This window comes from Sphaerisporangium album, from assembly GCF_003323745.1.
Lineage (GTDB): Bacteria > Actinomycetota > Actinomycetes > Streptosporangiales > Streptosporangiaceae > Sphaerisporangium > Sphaerisporangium album.
On sequence record NZ_QOIL01000001.1, the window covers coordinates 30768 to 47096 of the forward strand.

At 72.1% G+C, this 16329-nt stretch carries 13 protein-coding genes and 1 pseudogene; 6 read left to right on the forward strand and 8 right to left on the reverse strand.

The window, feature by feature from the left end:
- Positions 1-60 precede the first annotated feature (60 nt).
- Genes DQ384_RS00120 through DQ384_RS00140 form a run of 5 tightly spaced genes read left to right on the forward strand, consistent with a single transcriptional unit; the run spans position 61 to position 5745 of the window.
- Positions 61-417, forward strand: a complete 357-nt coding sequence (locus tag DQ384_RS00120; protein WP_114026575.1) for a tautomerase family protein — start codon at positions 61-63, stop codon at positions 415-417.
- A gap of 48 nt (positions 418-465) precedes the next feature.
- Positions 466-1476, forward strand: coding sequence for an NAD-dependent epimerase/dehydratase family protein (locus DQ384_RS00125; protein WP_114026576.1), 1011 nt, complete (start codon positions 466-468; stop codon positions 1474-1476).
- Entirely contained in the window at positions 1476-2372 is an 897-nt protein-coding gene (locus tag DQ384_RS00130) for an SMP-30/gluconolactonase/LRE family protein (protein WP_114027002.1), read from the forward strand. The genes DQ384_RS00125 and DQ384_RS00130 overlap by 1 nt, the downstream gene beginning before the upstream one ends.
- Before the next feature lies 1 nt (position 2373).
- Positions 2374-3354: an aldo/keto reductase gene (locus DQ384_RS00135; protein WP_114026577.1), complete on the forward strand. Its 981-nt coding sequence runs from the start codon at positions 2374-2376 to the stop codon at positions 3352-3354.
- Between the two features lie 48 nt (positions 3355-3402).
- Complete coding sequence (locus tag DQ384_RS00140; protein ID WP_245966153.1) at positions 3403-5745, forward strand: beta-xylosidase/alpha-l-arabinosidase; 2343 nt, start codon at positions 3403-3405, stop codon at positions 5743-5745.
- 82 nt (positions 5746-5827) lie between these two features.
- Here the strand turns inward: DQ384_RS00140 and DQ384_RS44050 are convergent, their stop codons facing one another.
- The 8 genes and pseudogenes from DQ384_RS44050 to DQ384_RS00180 form a co-directional block, all read right to left on the reverse strand.
- On the reverse strand, positions 5828-6439 hold the full coding sequence (locus DQ384_RS44050) for a Gfo/Idh/MocA family protein (protein WP_425451406.1): 612 nt from the start codon (positions 6437-6439) through the stop codon (positions 5828-5830).
- A 26-nt stretch (positions 6440-6465) separates the two neighbouring features.
- Positions 6466-6828: pseudogene (locus DQ384_RS44055) on the reverse strand (Gfo/Idh/MocA family protein); the annotation flags it as partial.
- Complete coding sequence (locus tag DQ384_RS00150; RefSeq protein ID WP_114026578.1) at positions 6825-8414, reverse strand: aldehyde dehydrogenase (NADP(+)); 1590 nt, start codon at positions 8412-8414, stop codon at positions 6825-6827. The gene DQ384_RS00150 and the pseudogene DQ384_RS44055, both read right to left, overlap by 4 nt.
- Positions 8411-9304: a fumarylacetoacetate hydrolase family protein gene (locus DQ384_RS00155; RefSeq protein ID WP_114026579.1), complete on the reverse strand. Its 894-nt coding sequence runs from the start codon at positions 9302-9304 to the stop codon at positions 8411-8413. The genes DQ384_RS00150 and DQ384_RS00155 overlap by 4 nt, the downstream gene beginning before the upstream one ends.
- Before the next feature lie 36 nt (positions 9305-9340).
- Positions 9341-11068 carry an IlvD/Edd family dehydratase gene (locus DQ384_RS00160; RefSeq protein ID WP_114027004.1) on the reverse strand — a complete coding sequence of 576 codons (1728 nt, stop codon included), beginning with the start codon at positions 11066-11068 and terminating at the stop codon, positions 9341-9343.
- Between the two features lie 5 nt (positions 11069-11073).
- Positions 11074-11859 carry an SDR family NAD(P)-dependent oxidoreductase gene (locus DQ384_RS00165; protein WP_114026580.1) on the reverse strand — a complete coding sequence of 262 codons (786 nt, stop codon included), beginning with the start codon at positions 11857-11859 and terminating at the stop codon, positions 11074-11076.
- On the reverse strand, positions 11856-12962 hold the full coding sequence (locus DQ384_RS00170; protein ID WP_181870942.1) for an alcohol dehydrogenase catalytic domain-containing protein: 1107 nt from the start codon (positions 12960-12962) through the stop codon (positions 11856-11858). Before DQ384_RS00170 ends, DQ384_RS00165 begins: the two co-directional genes overlap by 4 nt.
- A gap of 999 nt (positions 12963-13961) precedes the next feature.
- Entirely contained in the window at positions 13962-14615 is a 654-nt protein-coding gene (locus DQ384_RS00180; RefSeq protein WP_114026582.1) for a TetR/AcrR family transcriptional regulator, read from the reverse strand.
- 203 nt (positions 14616-14818) lie between these two features.
- Here DQ384_RS00180 and DQ384_RS00185 point away from each other — a divergent pair, with 203 nt between their 5' ends.
- Positions 14819-16288, forward strand: a complete 1470-nt coding sequence (locus tag DQ384_RS00185) for an MFS transporter (protein WP_114026583.1) — start codon at positions 14819-14821, stop codon at positions 16286-16288.
- The last annotated feature ends 41 nt before the right edge of the window (positions 16289-16329 follow it).

Sequence of the window (16329 nt, forward strand, 5' to 3'; positions counted from 1 at the left end):
GCCGTGGTGCCCGGACAACCGGCCGACGCCCGGCGTTGAAAGGAACCATCGTTGCCTCTCGTGCAGATCGACCTTGAACGTTCCCTCGCCGAACGGCTGGGCCGGCAGATCAGTGACGGGGTCCACCAGGCCCTGGTGGACGGCCTGGGGATGGACCCGACCGACAAGTTCCAGATCTTCCGCACGCACGCGCCCGAAGAAATCGTCTTCGACCCGGGCTACAACGGCGTGGACCGGCGGCAGCTGGTCGGCATCCAGATCCTGATGGTGCACATGTACGACGTGACCACCAAGTACGCGATGTTCGACCAGATCGCCACGCGGCTGGAGGAGATCGGCATCCGGCCCGAGGATCTGCTGATCAGCGTCGTGGAGAACGGCTTCGAGGACTGGTACGCCGGTAAGTCGCGCAGCTGATCGCCCACCCCACGAACCCAAGATACATCCAAGATCCGGAGTCCTGCAGTGAAGGTTCTCTACATCGGCGGCACCGGCACGATCAGCTCGGCCGCCGTCGCCGAGTCGGTGCGTCAGGGCCAGGACGTCCACGTCCTGAACCGTGGCCGCACCGCCGGCCGCCGGCCTCTCCCCGCCGGGGTCACGACGATCGAAGCCGACGTCCAGGACCCGGAGTCGGTGCGCCGGGCCCTCGACGGCACGACATTCGACAGCGTGGTCAACTTCCTCAGCTTCGGCGCCGAGGACGCCGCTGCCGCCGTCGAGCTGCTGGAAGGCCGTACGGGCCAGTACGTCCACATCAGCAGCGCCTCGGTCTACCACAAGCCGGTACGGCAGGTGCCGTTCGTCGAGTCGACCACCCGGCGCAACCCCTACCTGGGTTACGCCCGGGAGAAGATCGCCGCCGAGGACGTCCTGCACCGGGCCTACGAGGAGCGCGACTTCCCCGTCACCATCGTGCGGCCCTCGCACACCTACGACGACGCCCACCCGCCGCTGCCCGGCGACTGGACCGCGTGGGACCGGATCGCTCGCGGCGACGAGCTGGTCGTGCCCGGTGACGGCACCAGCCTGTGGACCCTGACGCACGCGCGGGACTTCGCGGTGGGGCTCGTCGGCCTGATCGGCAACTGGCAGGCCCTGGGGGAGGACTTCCACATCACCTCCAACGAGGCGCTGACGTGGGAGGAGATCTACGAGATCATCGGGCGCACCGCGGGGACGCCGGCCCGGCTCCTGCACCTGCCCGCGGAGCTCATCCGGGTCGTCGCCCCCGACTGGTTCTGGTCAGACCTCATCGTCGGCGACCTCATGCACAGCGCGGTGTTCGACAACACCAAGATCAAGCGGTTCGTCCCGGCGTTCCAGCCGACGATCACCTGGTCGGTCGGGGCCCGGCGGCTGCAGGAATGGCGCACCGCCCACCCCGGGGAGGCCCGCCCCGACGCCGAGACGGACGCGGTCCTGGGCCGGCTGGTCGAGGGGTACCGGGCCGCCGCGGCGGCGCTGGCGCCGTGATGCCGGGCACCGGAGCCGGCCTGGCGGCGGAGCCCTGGCTGGACGTCTCCGGCGTCCACTGCGAGGGCGTCGTGTGGGACGACGCCGCGGGCCGGTTGCGGTTCGTCGACATCCCCCGCGGGCGGGTTTTCGACGCCGGCGTGGACGCCGGGAGCGCCGACGTCGGCTGGTTCGACCTGCCGGCGCCGGTCACGGCCGTGCATCCCACGACCGAGCCCGGGACCCTCGTCGTCGCGGACGGCGACGGCGTGGCCCTGGCCACGCGCGACGGGGTGACCGAACGGCTCGCCGCCCCGCTGGCCGGCCGGCCGGAGATCCGCATGAACGACGCGGGCGTCGATCCCGCCGGGCGATATTTCGCCGGCAGCATGGCGTACGACCTCGCGCCGGGCGCGGGCCGCCTGTACCGCCTCGACGCCGACCGATCTCTGCACACCGTGCTGACCGGCGTCACGATCGGCAACGGGGTGGACTGGTCGCCCGACACCACCCTGTGCTACTTCGTGGACAGCCCCCTTCGCCGCGTCGACGTGTTCGACTACGACGTGACGACGGGTGCCCTCTCCGACCGGCGCGTGTTCGCGGACACCTCCGCCATCCCCGGGATGCCCGACGGGCTCACGGTCGACGCCGAGGGCGCCGTGTGGGTGGCCTTCTGGGGAGGCTCGCGCGTCTGCCGCTTCGGCCCGGACGGCCTGGTCGAGCGCACCATCGGCCTGCCGGTGTCCCAGGTGACGTCGTGCTGTTTCGCCGGGCCCGATCTGGACCGGCTCGTCATCAGCACCTCCACCGAGGAACTCTCCCCCGACGACCTGCGGCGTCAGCCCACGGCAGGCATGATCTTCCGGGCCGAGCCCGGATGCCGTGGCCGCCGCACGACCGAATTCGTGATCTGACATGGCCGATGACCACACGCACAACGGGCCGCCCGACCCGGCCGAGCGCCGCGCGTTCGGCCGCACCGGCCTCACGGTGACCCCCGTCTGCATCGGGACCAGCCCCCTGGCGAGCATGCCCGCGCTGTACGGCTACGCGGTCGGCCAGGACAGGGCTGAGGCGACGGTCGAGGCCGTGCTCGACGGGCCGTTCAACTTCCTCGACACGTCGAACAACTACGGCGGCGGCAGCGCCGAGCTGCGCATCGGCGCCGTCCTGCGCCGCCGCGGCGGGATCCCCGACGGGTTCGTCCTCGCCACCAAGGCCGACGCCGACCCCGGCACCGGCGACTTCTCCGGCGAGCGCGTGCGACGCTCGGTCGAGGAGAGCCTCGAACGGCTCGGCGTCGACCACGTGCCGATGATGTACCTGCACGACCCGGAGTACCACGTCACCTTCGAGGAGGCGATGGCCCGGGGCGGACCGGTCGAGGCGCTGGTCGCGCTCCGCGACGCCGGCGTCGTCGGCCACCTCGGGATCGCCGGCGGCCCCGTGGAGCTGATGCGGCGGTTCGTCCGGACCGGCGTGTTCGAGGCGGTGATCAACCACAACCGCTGGACCCTGGTGAACCGTGAGGCCGGTCCGCTGCTCGACGAGGCCGTCGCGCGGGGGGTCGCCTTCGTCAACGGCGCGCCGTACGGCGGGGGCATGCTGGTCAAGGGCCCGGACGCCCAGCCTCGCTACGCCTACCGGGACACCGACGAGTCCGTCAGGGACGCGGTCCGGTCGATGCGGCGGGTGTGCGCCGCCCACGACGTGCCCCTGGCCGCCGCCGCGCTGCAGTTCTCGCTGCGCGACCCCCGGGTGACGTCGACCATCGTCGGCGTCTCGGAACCCGCGCGGATCAAGACCACCCTCGATCTCGCCACCACCCCGATCGCCCCCGAGCTGTGGGACGAGCTCGACCGGTACACGCCGTCGTCCGGCGGGTGGCTGGACTGATGCGGCCGACGGCCGTACGAGCGATTCCAACGACAAACGGAGAAGACCGTGGCTTTGAGCACTGACACCCCGGCGGAGGCGTGGAGGGACGCCGGCGTCCCCGACGAGGACCGAGTCGAGGCGCTGATGGCCAGGATGAGCCTGGCCGAAAAGGTCGCGCAGCTCTACGGCGTCTGGGTGGGCATCGACAACAGCGACGGGGAGATGGCCCCGCACCAGCACGAGTTCACGTCACTGCCGGTCGGGTGGGACGAGCTCGTCCAGAACGGCATCGGCCAGCTGACCCGGCCGTTCGGCACCGCGCCCGTCGACGTCCTGACCGGGGCGACCACGCTCGCCAACGCCCAGCGCGCGATCGCCGCGGCGGGACGATGGGGCGTGCCCGCGCTGGTGCACGAGGAGTGCCTGACCGGCCTCGCCGCCTGGAAGGCCACCGTCTACCCGTCACCGTTGTGCTGGGGTGCCGGTTTCGACCCGGACCTGGTCGAGCGGATGGGGGCGCAGATCGGCGCCACCATGCGGCGTCTCGGGATCCACCAGGGCCTCGCCCCGGTCATGGACGTCGCCCGCGACCTGCGATGGGGCCGCGTCGAGGAGACCATCGGCGAGGACCCCGTCCTCGTCGGCACGATCGGCAGCGCGTACGTCCGCGGCGTTCAGTCTGCGGGTGTGATCGCCACCCTGAAGCATTTCGTCGGCTACTCGGCCTCCAAGGCGGGCCGGAACCTGGCCCCCGTGTCGGTGGGCCGGCGGGAGATCGCCGACGTGCTGCTGCCTCCGTTCGAGATGGCGCTGCGGGCCGGGGCCGACTCGGTGATGAACTCCTACGCGGACATCGACGGCGTCCCGGTCGCGGCCGACCCCGCCCTGCTCACCGATCTGCTACGCGACACCTATGGTTTCACCGGCACCGTCGTGGCCGACTATTTCTCCGTCGCCTTCCTCCAGACCCTGCACAACGTGGCCGAGTCCCCCGGCGACGCGGCCAGGCTGGCGCTGACGGCCGGGATCGACGTGGAACTGCCCACGGTCAACGCCTACGGCCCGCCGCTGATCGAGGCGATCGGCCGCGGCGAGGTCGACGTCGCCCTCGTCGACCGCGCGCTGCGCCGCGTGCTGCTACAGAAGGTCCGGCTGGGCCTGCTCGACGAGGGATGGGCGCCCGAGCCCGCCGTCCTGGAGGAGACCGGCGACGCCGTGCTGGACGGCGAGTCCCAGCGCGCCCTCGCGGGCGAACTGGCCCGCCGTTCCGTCGTCCTGCTCAGCAACACCGGCTCGCTGCCGCTGGCGGCGGGCCTGCGCCTGGCCGTGGTCGGGCCCCGGGCCGACACGCCGCAGGCCATGATGGGCTGTTACTCGTTCCCGATGCACGTCGGCGTGCACCACCCCGACGTGCCCATCGGCATCGAGATACCGACCCTGGCCGAGGCGCTGCGCGCCGACCCCGCCGGCTATGACGTGCGCTACGAGCAGGGTGTTCCCGTTCTCGGCGGCGACGACGAGGGCATCGCTGCGGCCGTCGCCGCGGCGGCGGCCGCCGACGTCTGCGTGGCCGTGCTCGGCGACCAGGCGGGCCTGTTCGGGCGCGGCACCTCCGGGGAGGGCTGCGACGCCGCGAGCCTGCGCCTGCCCGGGCGGCAGGAGGAGCTGCTGGAGGCCGTGCTGGCCACGGGCGTCCCGGTCGTCCTGGTGCTGCTGGTCGGCCGGCCGTACGAGCTGGCCCGGCAGATCGACCGTCTCGCGGCCGTCGTGTGCGGGTTCTTCCCCGGCGAGGAGGGCGCGCGGGCTCTGGCCGACGTGCTGTCCGGCCGGGCCGATCCGGCGGGACGGCTCCCGGTGAGCTTTCCCGGCGACGGCGGCAACCAGCCCTCCACCTACCTGGCCGCGCCGCTGGGCGGGCGCAGCGAGGTGAGCTCGGTGGACCCCACTCCGCTGTTCCCGTTCGGCCACGGACTGTCGTACACCCCGATCACGTGGAAGGGCGTAACCGCCGACGCCGAGGCCACGTGGCCGACCGACGGCACCTTCGACGTGCGGGTGACGCTCCACAACGGCGCGGCCGGCCCGGTTTCCGACGTCGTGCAGGTCTACCTCCACGACCCGGTCGCCGAGGTCGCCCGCCCGGTGCAGTCGCTGCTGACGGCCCATCGGGTCGATCTGCAGCCGGGGGAGACGCGCGAGGTCACGATCACGCTGCACGCCGACCAGACCTCCTACACCGGAGCGTCCGGACGGAGGCTGGTCGACCCGGGCGCGGTGGAGTTGCGGGTCGGCGCGTCGAGCAGGGACATCCGGGAGACCATCTCCGTCTCCATGACCGGGCCGCGGCGCCATGTCGGTTTCGACCGGGTCATGGCGGCGACCGTCACGTCCGCGGACGCCGAGGGCTGACAGCGGTCCGCGGCGCCGGCCATCGGCGCCAGGAGACGGCGAGGGCGGCCCGGGAGATCCCGGGCCGCCCTCGCCACTCGTGTCACTCGCCGGGGTAGCGAAGGCCGATCTGCGCCCGCACCTCGTCCATCGTGCCCATGATCTGGCAGGACTCGTCGAGCGGCATCACGGGGCTCTCCAGCAGGCCCTCGCGGACGCACCGCGCGACCTCCTCGGTCTGGAACCGCAGCCCGTTGCCCGTCACGGGGAAGTCGTAACGCTCCACCGCCCCGGTCCGCTCGGTCAAGGTGAACGACTTCGGGGTGAACCACATGAAGTCGACGTCGATGCGCGCGTCCGTGCCGGAGATCGACGCCTGGTTGGGCAGCCACGCCTCCATCGAGGTCGCGATCACCGCCTGCCTGCCCTGCTCGTACTGGAGCACGACGGCGGTCTGCCCGTCCACCCCGGTGTCGCCGAACTGCGCGGTCCCGTGCACGTTCGAGGGGTCGCCCAGCACCATGGACGCGAACGACACCGGGTAGACCCCGAGGTCCAGGAGCGCGCCGCCGCCCAGGTGCGGTCGAACATCCGGTGGGCCGGGTCCTTCTCGAACCAGACGCCGAGCTCGGCGTTGACCTGACGGACATCGCCGAGACGCCCCTGGGCGAGCAGCTCGCGGACGCGGACCATGTGCGGCAGGAAGCGCGTCCACATCGCCTCCATCTGGAACACCCCGTTCGAGCGGGCCAGCTTCACCAGCTCCTCGGCCTGTGCGCGGTTGACGGTGAACGGCTTCTCCACCAGTACGGCCTTGCCCGCCTCGATGGCGGCGACGGCGACGTCCCGATGCGCGCTGTGCGGCACCGCCACGTAGACGGCGTCGATGTCGCCGGCCGCGAGCAGCTCGTCGTGGTCGCCGTGGAAGCGGGCGGCGCCGGTCTTGGCGGCGAACGCCTCGGCCCGCCGCGCGGAGCGGGAGCCGACGGCCACCAGCTCGCCATGGCCCGACAGCCGCAGGTCGTCGGCGAACATGCCCGCGATGCCGCCGGTGCCGATGATCGCCCAGCGGAGCGGCGTGGACGCCTCGGATGGTGTCGTCATCGCGGCGATGTCCCTTTCGTCGAGTCCGTTGCCATCCGGGCCGGCTCGCGGACCGAAGTGAGGACGCCGTCGACTCGGCGGACGAGCCCGGTGGAGGCGGCCGGGGCGTCGCGAAGTTCGTCCGGCAGCAGTTCCTGCGGGACGTTCTGCAGGCTGATCGGGCGCAGCCAGCGGCGGATCGCCGTGGTGCCGACGCTGGTGTGCAGCGCGCTGGTGGTCGCGGGGTACGGCCCGCCGTGGTGCATGCCCCAGGCCACCGCCACACCGGTCGGGAATCCGTTCCACACCACACGGCCGACCGTGCCGGACAGCTGCGCGAGAAGCCGGGCCGACAGGCCGCCGTCCGCCGCGTCCGCGTGGACCGTCCCGGTGAGAGCCGGGCCGAAGGTCTCGAGGAGCCGGAGGAGATGCTCCTCGGAGGTGTACTCGACGGTCACCAGGACCGGCCCGAAGCACTCCTCGATCAGCGCGCCCGTCACGGCGCCGGCGTCCGCGTGCAGCAACATCGGCGCGCCGGTCCAGCCGCCGCCCCCGCCGGTCTCCTTCCCGCCGGCGAGCATCCGGACGCCGTCCATGCCGCGCAGGGTGTCCGCGCCGCGGCGGTAGGCGTCGGCCGTCCGCTCGCTGAGCATGAAGCCGGCGGACATGGCGTCGACGTGCTCCGCCAGCGAGCGGCGGATCGCCTCGCCGTGCACGCCGGCGGGGAGCAGTGCCATGCCCGGCTTCGTGCAGAACTGCCCGACACCGAGCGTGAAGGAGGCCGCGAGCCCCGCGGCGATCTTTTCGCCGCGCGACGCGGCGGCCTCGGGGCACACGACGAGCGTGTTGAGCGCGCCCAGCTCGCCGTAGAAGGGGATCGGCGACGGCCGGGACGACGCGACGTCGAACAACGCGCGCCCGGCGCCGAGGGAGCCGGTGAACCCGACGGCCTGGACGGCCGGATGCCCGACCAGGCCGACGCCCGCCTCTCGCCCCCAGACCAGGGTGACCACATCCGGGGTGACACCGGCCGCCCTGGCGCCCGCGGCGAGCGCGTCGTGGCTGAGCACCGACGTCGCCGGGTGCGCCCCGTGCACCTTGGCGATCACCGGGCAGCCCGCGCTCAGGGCCGAGGCCGTGTCGCCGCCGGGCACGGAGAAGGCGAACGGGAAGTTGCTCGCCCCGAACACCGCGACAGGTCCGAGCGGGACCAGCATCCGGCGCAGGTCCGGGCGTGGTCCCATCGGGGTTTCCCCCGCGTGGTCGATGGTCGCCTCCAGATAGGCGCCGTCCTGCGCCACGTCGGCGAACAGGTCGAGCTGGTAGCACGTCCTGGTCAGCTCGCCGTTCAGCCGCTGCTCTCCCAGGGCGGTCTCACGGTCGGCCACGGCGACCAGGCCGGCCCGGCGTTCCGCCAGCGAGCGCGCCATCGATCGGAGCAGCCGGGCGCGTCCCGCGCGCCCCAGCGCGGCGAGCTCCCGCGCGGCCACGGCCGCTCGCGCGCAGAGGTCGTCCAGATCGGCGGGCGACGTCTCGGCGCCGATCCGCTCGACCTCACGACCCGTCCTCGGATCGACGCTGGCGAAACCGCGGATGTCCTCGATCATGACCGGGCCCCTTCGAACGGCTTCTCGTCACGCGTGCCCCGCCGCACGACCGTGTTGCGCAACACCCCGACGCCCTCGATGCCGATCTCGACCGTGTCGCCGTCCGCGAGCGTGAACGGTGCCGGCGGAACGAGGCACGTGCCGGTCGACAGGACGACCCCGTCCGGGTGGACGTCGCCGCGCATCAGGTACGACACCAGCTCGTCGAGGCGCCGGTGCAGCCGCGCGGTGCTCGTCCGGCCGCTCCACTCCCGCTCGCCGTCCCTGCGGATCGTCATCTCGATCGTGAGGTCGTACGGATCTTCGATCTCCCAGACCGGCCTGATCCAGGGGCCGAGGCCGCAGGCGCCGAAATAGATCTTGGCCTGGGGCAGGTAGAGGGGGTTCTCCCCTTCGATGCTGCGTGAGGACATGTCGTTGCACACCGTGTAGCCGACGATCTCCCCGAAGCGGTTCACCACCAGCGCCAGCTCGGGCTCCGGCACGTCCACCACCGAGTCGGCGCGGACGCCCAGGCTTCCGTCCGGGCCGACGACCCGCCACGGGACCGACTTGAAGAACAGCTCCGGCCGCTCGGCGTCGTAGACCAGCTCGTAGACGGTCGCGGCGCGCTCGCTCTCCTCGACTCTCGCCTCACGCGAAGTCTCGTAGGTGACGCCCGCCGCCCACACCTCGGTCGTGCCGTCGACCGGCGCGAGGAGATCGACCTCCGCGAGGGGCACCCGGTCTCCGAGCGCGCCGCCGGTCAGCCGCTCCCGCAGGCCCGCGAGCGGCGACGCCCAGAGCTCGGCGAGTGACCGCACACCCGCGAACTCGGCGACGCCGTCCTCGTCATGTAGTCCCACCCGCGGCTTCGCGGAATCTCGCACGCGGTATCTGACGATGTTCACGGTCACTCCTTGGTGTTCGCTCTTCGCGCACGGGCGTCAGTGCGAGTCGCGCGGGACCGCGCCTCCGCGGGCGCCCCGCAGGAACCCGAAGTCCGCACCGTCCTCGGCCTGCAGGACGTGCTCGCGGTACAGCCACCGGTATCCGCCTGCCTCGTCCACGGCGGGCGGGCTCCACTCGGCGCGCCGCCGGTCGAGCTCCTCGTCGTCCACGTGCAACGTCAACCGCCTGGCCGGCACGTCGAGCTCGATGCGGTCGCCGGTTCGCACCAGAGCCAGCGGGCCGCCGACGGCCGCCTCGGGCGAGACGTGCAGCACGACCGTGCCGAACCCGGTGCCGCTCATCCGCCCGTCGCTGATGCGCACCATGTCACTGACGCCCTCGCGCAGCAGCTTCGCGGGCAGTGGCACGTTGGCCACCTCGGGCATACCCGGGTACCCCTTCGGCCCGGCCCCCCGGATGACCAGCACGTCGTCCGGCGTGACGTCGAGCTCCTCGTCGTCGCACACCGCGTGGTAGGCCTCGGGCGAGTCGAACACCAGCGCCCTGCCCTCGTGGTGCATCAGGGACGGCGACGCGGCCGACTGCTTGATCACCGCGCCGTTCGGGCAGAGATTGCCGCGCAGGATCGCGGTGCCGGTGCCGGACGGCAGCAGCGGATCGGCCAGCGGGCGGATCACCTCGGTGTTCCAGCATTCCGCGCCCGCGACGTTCTGCCCGACGGCGCGGCCGGTGACGGTGACGGCATCCGAGTGGAGCAGGCCCGCCTCGTCGAGCAGGCGCATGACGACCGGCAGGCCGCCCGCGTAGCAGAAGTCCTCCATCAGGAACCGGCCTGACGGCATGAGGTCGACGATGGTCGGCACGTCCCGCACGAGGGCGTCGAAGTCGTCGAGGGACAGGTCGACGCCGAGTCGTCCCGCCAGCGCGGTCAGGTGGATGATCGCGTTGGTGGACCCGCCGATGGCGGCGTTGGTCCTGATCGCGTTCTCGAACGCCTCGCGGGTGAGGATCGTGCTCGGGCGCAGGTCCTGCTCGACCATGTCCACGATCCGCCGCCCGGCCTCCTGCGCGACCTCCATACGGCGCATGTCGACGGCGGGCCACGTCGCCGAGCCGGGAAGCTGCATGCCGAGCGCCTCGGCCATGCAGGCCATCGTCGAGGCGGTGCCCATCGTCATGCAGTGCCCGTTCGAACGCGCCATGCAGCCCTCGGCGGCGTAGCCCTCCTCCGCGGTCATCCGTCCGGCCTTGATCTCGGCCTCGAACTTCCACACGTGGGTGCCCGAACCGACGTCGCGGCCCTGGAACTTGCCGTTGAGCATCGGCCCGCCGGTCACCATCACGGCCGGGAGGTCGACGCTGGCCGCGCCCATGAGCAGCCCCGGCGTCGTCTTGTCGCAACCGGACAGCAGGACCACGCCGTCCAGCGGGTTGGCCCGGATGAGCTCCTCGGCCGTCATGGCGAGCAGGTTGCGGTACAACATCGCCGTCGGGCGCATCAGCGTCTCGCCGGTGGCCAGGACGGGGAACACCAGCGGGAAACCGCCGGCCTGCCAGACGCCGCGCTTGACCGCGTCCGCCACCCGGTCCAGATGCGAGTTGCACGGCGCGAGCTCCGACCAGGTGCTCGCGATGCCGATGACGGGACGGCCGTCGAAGACCTCCGGCCCGAACCCCTGGTTGCGCATCCAGGACCGGTACAGCATGCCGGAACGCCCCTCCGCGGCGAACCAGTGCGCGCTGCGCCGTGTGGGCCCTGTCATGTCGTTCACATCCATCCCCCGTCGACGATCCACTTCTGGCCGGTGCACATGGCGCTGTCGTCGGCCGCCAGCCACAACACCATCCGCGCGACGTCGGCCGGCATGATGTTGTCCTTCAGCGACTGGACCTGGCCGAGTTTCGCCAGCGTCTCGGGTGTGACGAGCTGCGCGAGCTGCCGCTCGGTGAAGACCCAGCCCGGTATGAGGCAGTTGACGCGGATACGGTCCGGGCCGAGCTCGCGGGCCAGCGTACGGGTGAGGCCCTCGATGCCGGCTTTGGCCGTCACATAGGCAGGCATCCCGACGAAGTCGGCGTGCGCGCTGATCGAGCCCAGGTTGATGATCGAACCTCCGCCGAGCGCGCGCATGCCGGGCGCCACCGCCTGGATCGCGAAGAAGTGGTGCTTCAGGTTCACCGCGATCGCGTTGTCCCAGTAGGCCTCGTCCACCGCCCGCGTGTCGTGGCGCTCGTCGTTGGCGGCGTTGTTCACGAGGATCGAGATGGGCCCGAGCGCGTTCCCCACCTCCGTGATCGCCGCACGCAACCGTGCGACGTCGCGGACGTCGGTCTCGACGAACAGCGGCTTCGGGCAGTCCGTACGGCTGAGCCGGTCGAGCAGCCGCTCCGCGCCCGCGGCGTCGATGTCGGCGAAGCCGACCCGGACACCCTGCGCGGCCAGCGCGGAGACGAACTCCGAGCCCAGGCCGGTCGAGCCGCCGCTGACGAAGGCGACCCGGTCGCGCAGGCTCGGATAGACGGCGTAGCGGAGCTCGTCTCGTGTGACGGTCACTGCGACTCCCAGGGCAGGACGATGCCCCGCCCGACCGAACCGTTGGTCAGGTCGGCGAAGGCCTCGTTGATGTGGTCCAGCGGATACCGCCGGCCGATGAGCGCGTCCAGCGGCAGGCGTCCGGCGAGATAGAGGTCGAACAGCCGGGGCAGGTCGATGAGCGGGTTGGCCGAGCCGTACAGGCTGCCGACCACCCGCTTCTCTCGCTGCACGAGCACGTTGAGGGGCACGTCGAACGTCGTGCCGACCGCGCCCAGGCCGACCGCCACGAGCGTTCCGCCCGGGCGCAGCACGTCGATCGCCGTCTCGAGCGTGGCGGGGCGGCCGATCGCCTCGATCGCCCACTCCATGCCGCCGGGGCGGATCGCCCGCAGGGCCTGGGCGACGTCCTCCTCGGACGCGTCGACGGTGTGCGTGGCGCCCAGTTTCGCCGCCATCGCCAGGCGCTCGGGCACGACGTCGACGACGACGATCGGATTCGCGCCTTCGAGGACCGCTCCGAGGACGCCCGACAGCCCGACGCCGCCCGCACCGAAGATCACGATGCCGTCGCCCGCGCACCTGCCCACGACGTTCAGCACGGCGCCGACGCCGGTGACGACGGCGCATCCCGCGATCGCGGCGATCTCGGGCGGCACCTCCGCCGGTACGGGCACCAGGGCGCGCTCGGAGACGACGCAGTATTCGGCGAAGCAGGAGACGCCGAGCAGGTGATGGACCCGTTCCCCGTCGGAACGCAGGCGCGTGGTCCCGTCGAGAAGGCCGCCCGAGCTCGCCTGGATGCCGGCCGCCTCGCACAGCGCGGGCCGTCCGACGAGGCAGTAGCGGCACTGCCCGCATCGGGGCCGCCACATCAGGCCGACGCGGTCGCCCGGCGAGAACCGGGTGACGCCCGGCCCGACGGCCTCCACCACACCGGCGCCCTCGTGCCCGGGGACGACCGGCAGCGGGCACCGCAGGTCCCCGGCGAGATAGTGCTGGTCGCTGTGGCAGACGCCGGCCGCCTCGACCCGGACGAGGACCTCTTCCGCGTGTGGCTCGTCGAGCTCCAGGCCGCTGATGACAAGGGGTGTACCGATGCGTTCCAGCAGCGCGGCTCTCATGCGACCCATCCGTCCCCGACCGCCGTCGCCGCACCCGCCGGACCAGGCACTTCGCCCTCGCCGGCGGCCTTCGCTCAGGCCATGAACTCGATCGCTGCCACGCTAGGTGTTTCGAACATATGTCGTCAACAGTTTCGGAAACATTCGGCCGATCCGGCGATGCGGAGTGGCATATCCGAGCACTCCCGTCGCCTGCACACGTCGGGACGAAGGGCGTAGCCATGGCCGTTGACATGGGACTACATCACTCGTCAGCTGTGGCCGAAAGTCTCGAAACTCACTAGGAAACGATCGTAAACGCGACGTCGTCGCCGCGCTGGTCGCGGGCGGGCACACGCGTCTCGGTCACGTCACTACGCGTGCTCACCGCCACCCACTGCGACCGCTGCGGCATCCCGGTGGCGCCTCACGAATGGTGACTGCCAGGCCCGAGATCTGGACCTGGAGCGGCTGATGGTTCCGGGGCGCGTGCCGGTTCGTGTCGATGAGCGTCTTCTCGTCTTGTTCGACGGGGAACGGGTCCTGGTCCGGGACGAGGCGGGAGCGGGCGAGGAACCGGGGACGGTCGTGCGGTACACCCGGGCCGAGTGGTGTGCCTTCGTGGAAGGGGTGCGCCACGAGGGGGAGTTCGGGCTCGATTGGCTCCTTGGGCGACCTTCTTCCACAGAGACGCGCTGACCGCTCCGGAGCGGGTGTGCCGGAGCCCGGGTTTCGGCGTCATGGCCGTACGGACCCCCCGGGCATCGCCGCCGCTCGACTGCGAGGACTCAGGCCGGTACGGGAGGCAGGCCGGACCCGGCTCGGCTGAACCGCGGGTCGCCGCCGAGTACGACATCGCCTATGAGCGGGCAGCCGCCTGATCACGGGCGTCCGCTCGCGGGCGCCGGCTCGTGCCGAGCGGTGCGGGTGTCACTCCTCGATGTCGATGGCCACGGGGCGGCGGGCGGACGCGAGGGCGGCCGTCACCGGGAGCGGCCTCACCCGGCCGTCATGGGGCGCTCACGTGCTCTGGCCCAGCGTGACCGGCGCCAGCCACAGCCCGACGATCGCGTCCACCAGCCCGGTCGCGGCGTCGTGCCAGCTCGCGCGGGGTGTGGGGGCGCCCTCGGCGAGGGCGCGCTCACGCTCGGCGTACATCTGCACCATCAGCAGACGGGCCATGTCCCCGCGCTCGGCGCGCACCTCGGCCGGCAGGTCGGGAAGGCAGCGGTGCAGCCCGTCGATGACCTGGAGCAGCGACGGCGAGGTGAGGGACTCGTCCACCATGATCGCGCGGAGCGTGGGGTCGGTCATCACCTGGGCGCCGAAGCGGGCGTACCAGGTGGGGTTGCCCAGGGCGGCCAGATGCTCGGCGCTCGGGCGCACCAGGCAGGCCACCCAGTCCCGCACGTCCCGGCTGTCGCCGATCTCGGCCAGCATCCGCAGGCGCACCCGCTCGATCCGCTCGGCGTGTTTGCGGACGATGGCGCGCACCAGATCGGCCTTGGTGCCGAAGTGGTAGCCGACCGCGGCGTTGTTCCCCTGCCCTGCGGCCTCGCTGACCTGTCGGTTGGACACGGCGAGCACCCCGTGCTCGGCGAACAGCCGCTCGGCCGCCGCCAGGATCGACTCCCGCGTCGCGCCGACCCGCTCGGCCCGGGCGGTCCTGGCCATGGTCATCACCGTACCTGCCCGAGGCGCGCGTGCGCCCCGGCGCCGAAGGCCGGCCCGCCGTCACCCTGACCCACCGCGTCCTCCTTTGAGCAATCTCGCAGTTGATGGCCAGTTAACTTGGGCTGCTAATTTAAGTCAAGCGACTGATTTAAAATCCACCCAAGTCGTGCGCGCCCACATCTTCCAAGACGGAGGACTTCGCCATGCCCCATGTCCCTGCCGAACCCGCCGGGGCATCCTCCCCGCCGAGGGCGACCACCGTCGTGGTGGTGCTCGCCCTCGCCGGGATCACCGTCTCGCTGATGCAGACGCTGGTCATCCCGCTGATCCCCCAGCTCCCGCACCTCCTGAACGCCTCGGCGTCCGACACGGCCTGGGCGATCACCGCCACGCTGCTCGCGGCCGCGGTCGCGACGCCGGTGGTGGGACGGCTCGGCGACATGTACGGCAAGCGGCGGATGCTCCTGACCAGCCTCGTCCTGCTCGTGGCCGGTTCGGTCGTCGCCGCCCTCAGCGGCACGCTGGCGCCCATGGTCGTCGGACGCGCTCTCCAGGGGCTGGCGGCCGGTGTCATCCCGCTGGGCATCAGCATCATGCGCGACGAACTGCCGCCCGAACGGCTCGGCGCGGCGACCGCGCTGATGAGCGCCTCACTGGGCGTGGGCGGCGCGCTCGGACTGCCCGCGGCGGCCCTCATGGCCGAGCACGCCGACTGGCACGTGCTGTTCTGGACCTCGGCGGGTATCGGCGCGCTCGCCGCCGTGCTCGTGCTGGCGCTGGTGCCGGAGTCCGCCGTCCGCAGCGGAGGACGCTTCGACCTGGTGGGCGCGGCCGGGCTGTCGGCCGGGCTGGTCTGCCTCCTGCTGGTGATCTCCAAGGGCGCCGACTGGGGCTGGACGAGCGCCCTCACCGGGGGCCTGGCCGTCGCCTCGGTGGTGGCGCTGGTGCTGTGGGGATGGTTCGAGCTGCGCACCGGGCAGCCGCTGGTCGACCTGCGGACCACCGCGCGCCGTCAGGTGCTGTTCACGAACCTCGCGTCCGCCGTGTTCGGGTTCTCGATGTTCGCGATGTCCCTGGTGTTCCCGCAACTGCTGCAGCTCCCCGAGGCCACCGGTTACGGGCTGGGACAGAGCATGCTGGCCGTCGGCCTGGTGATGGGCCCCTCCGGGCTGGTGATGATGGCCGCGGCACCGCTGTCCGCGCGGATCTCCAAGGCCAGGGGGCCCAAGGTGACGCTGATGCTCGGCGCCCTCGTGGTCGCCGCCGGTTACGGCGTGGGCGTCGGCCTGATGTCAGCCATCTGGCACCTCGTGCTCGTCTCCGCCGTGATCGGGGCCGGCATCGGCCTCGCGTACGGGGCGATGCCCGCGCTCGTCATGGCGGCCGTGCCCGTGTCCGAGACGGCCGCCGCCAACAGCCTCAACACGCTGAGCCGGTCCATCGGCACCTCGATCTCCAGCGCGGTGTCCGGCGTCGTCCTGGCCCAGATGACCATCACGCTCGGCTCCGTCACCGTCCCGTCCCAGAACGGCTTCCGCGTGGTCATGGCCATCGGCGCGGGCGCCGCCCTCGTCGCCATCGCCTTCGCGGCCTTCCTGCCCGGCCGGCGCCCGGCCTCCGCCGCGCCCCCCGCGCGCACCGTTCCCGCGGTGCCCGCAGAAGCGACCCCGTGAAACGGCGCGGGGACGAGCCCGCCGGCTCGTCCCCGCACCAC